Source organism: Noviherbaspirillum sp. (assembly GCF_035654295.1).
GTDB lineage: Bacteria > Pseudomonadota > Gammaproteobacteria > Burkholderiales > Burkholderiaceae_D > Noviherbaspirillum.
Genome location: NZ_DASRXF010000015.1, coordinates 1 through 2,756, shown reverse-complemented (window position 1 = coordinate 2,756; position 2,756 = coordinate 1). Strand labels below are relative to the sequence as shown.

Annotated in this window: 2 protein-coding genes; one reads left to right on the top strand and one right to left on the bottom strand. The window is 60.6% G+C overall.

Annotated features, from left to right (window positions below):
- A partial coding sequence (locus VFF99_RS01385; RefSeq protein WP_325014265.1) for a glycosyltransferase occupies positions 1-1,185 on the top strand: 1,185 nt, incomplete at its 5' end.
- Positions 1,186-1,271: 86 nt separating this feature from the next.
- Here the strand turns inward: VFF99_RS01385 and VFF99_RS01380 are convergent.
- Positions 1,272-2,105 carry a polysaccharide deacetylase family protein gene (locus tag VFF99_RS01380; RefSeq protein ID WP_325014263.1) on the bottom strand — a complete coding sequence of 278 codons (834 nt, stop codon included), beginning with the start codon at positions 2,103-2,105 and terminating at the stop codon, positions 1,272-1,274.
- Between the last annotated feature and the right edge of the window lie 651 nt (positions 2,106-2,756).

Genomic DNA, 2,756 nt, shown 5'->3' with positions numbered 1-2,756 from the left:
TTTCTTGCGCCGGCTCTAGCGAAGCAGGGCCATGAAGTCGTCGCCATGACGATGCAACAGGTCAAGACCGCCGAATGGCGGGGAGTGAAACTTGTTTTCTATTCCGCCCACCGCGGAACAACGCCCAATGTCCACCCTTGGGTAAGCGACTTCGAGACCAAGACCATCCGCGGCGAAGCATGCTTTCGCGCGGCGCTGCAGTTGAGAGAGAAGGGTTTCACGCCCGACGTCATCATCTCGCATCCCGGCTGGGGCGAAAGCCTCTTCATCAAGGATGTCTGGCCGCAGGCAAAGCTTGGCATCTACGCCGAGTTCTTCTACCACACGAGCGGCGCCGACGTCGGTTTCGATCCGGAATTCCCGTCGAAGGACGAAGGCGACGCCTGCCGGCTGCGCCTGAAGAACATCAACAACCTGTTGCACTTCGAAATCGCGGATGCCGGCATCTCGCCGACGCTCTGGCAGGCGAGTACCTTTCCCGCGCCGTTCCGCAGCAAGATCACGGTGGTCCATGACGGCATCGACACCGATGCGGTGAAGCCGAACCCCGGCGTCAGCCTGAAACTGAACGGGAATATCGCGCTGACCAGGCAGGACGAGGTCATCACCTTCGTCAACCGCAACCTCGAACCGTATCGCGGCTATCACATCTTCATGCGCGCGCTGCCGGAACTGCTCACGCGCCGGCCGAATGCGCGGGTACTGATCGTCGGCGGCGACGATGTAAGCTATGGCGCGCGTCCGGAAGGCGGACGCAAATGGAAAGACATCTTTGCGGCGGAAGTGCGGCCGAAGATCAGCGACGCGGACTGGGCGCGTGTGCACTTCCTGGGCAATATCCCCTACGAGCACTTCATCCCGTTACTGCAGCTGTCGACGGTGCATGTCTACCATACCTATCCGTTCGTGCTGAGCTGGAGCCTGCTCGAAGCGATGAGCGCCGGTTGCGCGATCGTCGCCAGCGACACCAAGCCTTTGTACGAGGCGATCAGGCACAACGAGACCGGGCGGCTGGTGAATTTCTTTGATGTGCAGGGGCTGGCGGACCAGGTCTGTACCTTGCTGGACCAGCCGGACGAGCGGGCGCGGCTCGGGGCGAACGCGCGGCAGTTCGCGCGCGAGCACTACGACCTGAAAACGGTTTGCCTGCCGCGGCAGCTCGAGTGGGTGAAGTCGCTGGCCTGACAGCTGACCCGAAACGGAAAAGGACCGGCAATGAAACCGGTCCTTTTTTTTGCGCCGATGCCGGCGCCGCCCGGGAATAAGCTATCTCAGAAGGGAAGCCGATCCGTTGCCTTGTTCGCTGCCGGCGCAATACGCCCGGCCGGCAGTTGGGGCCGCGGCTGGCGCAGTTTTCTGGCCACCGGATACATCACATGCCAGGGCCACGACAGCGGGCCGCATTGCAGCCACAGCTGCATCTGGAAGTCGACATAGCTTGCGCCGTCGTAGCAGGTGCGCGGGATCTGTATCAGCGGCGACGCATGGCGGAAGGCGGCGCGCGACACCGTGTACTGGTAATGGAAGCCGCATTTGCGGGCGACGCTGCTGCAGTCCCGGTCCGACTCTCCCCATGGCCATGCAAGATGCGTGAAGTGACTGCGCGGAAGCGCCAGTTCGGCGGCGAGGAGATCGCGCGAGGTTTCCAGGTCGTGCATCAGGTCCTGCGGCGCGAGCTGTACCGAACGCTTGTGCGCATGCGTGTGCGAATGGAATTCGATCTGGCCGCCCGACTGCAGCGCGCGGATCTGCTCCCATGACAGGAAGGTGTCGTCGCCCGGCGTCTGCGGCTCACCGGCGCCCGCTGCGCCGCGGATAAGCTGGGTGGCGGCAAAACACACTGCCTGGAAGTTCAGCTCCTGCAGCACCGGAAGCGCCGCCGACGCGATGCTCTCATAGCCATCATCGAAATGCAGCACAAAGGACTTCGACGGGAAATCGCGCCCGCGCGATGCATAGAATTCGAACTCGCTGACGGAAAGGGATCGCCAGCCATGGCGGCTCAGCCACAGCAGGTGTTGCCGGAACTGGCGGGGCGGCGTCGACGTGGACAGGCCCTGTTCATCGATACGGTGGTAGACAAGAATCGGGATCGGGCTGGTCATGGTGTTCGGACCTTCTGGTTGCATTGGTAAAAACAATCTTAGAAGCAACGAAAGTTGTCATCTTGGTGTTTCTCAATATCTGCATGGATTCTTGGTTACATTTGCTACTTTTGGTTGAGGCAGCGTGATGGATCAAGCAGGTGAATTTGACGGAGGGGGAGGGCGTGGCGACCGAGGTAGGGCAGCGTAGCCACGCGAATACCGTGGACCATCGGTATTTGGGGCGCATGGTGGGTTTCGCTTCGCTCTACCCACCCTACGGCCCTCAACGTACCTGAGAATTATCTGGACTGTCTACCAAGATCATCCCGCTGATCTTTGCAGGCAAAGAACCGTAGGGTGGGTAGAGCGACGCGAAACCCACCAATGGGTGTACCTCGAGCGCACCTATGGTTTCGCTTCGCGCTGCCTCGGCGGGTCCCCGCGCTACTCCTTTTGGTATGCCTGCTCGAATTACTAGCGCTCCCGCTAACCACAAGTCAATCCCATAGTTATGGGTTGACCCGGACCCCGCCCAAATGTGTAATCCAAGACTTTCTTACTAACAACACTGGGAAAACAATGATTACAAATACCTTGGGCCAGCAGATCTGCCGTATTTACACCGCAGCCTTCCTGCGGGCGCCGGACAAGGGCGGCTACGAGTACTGG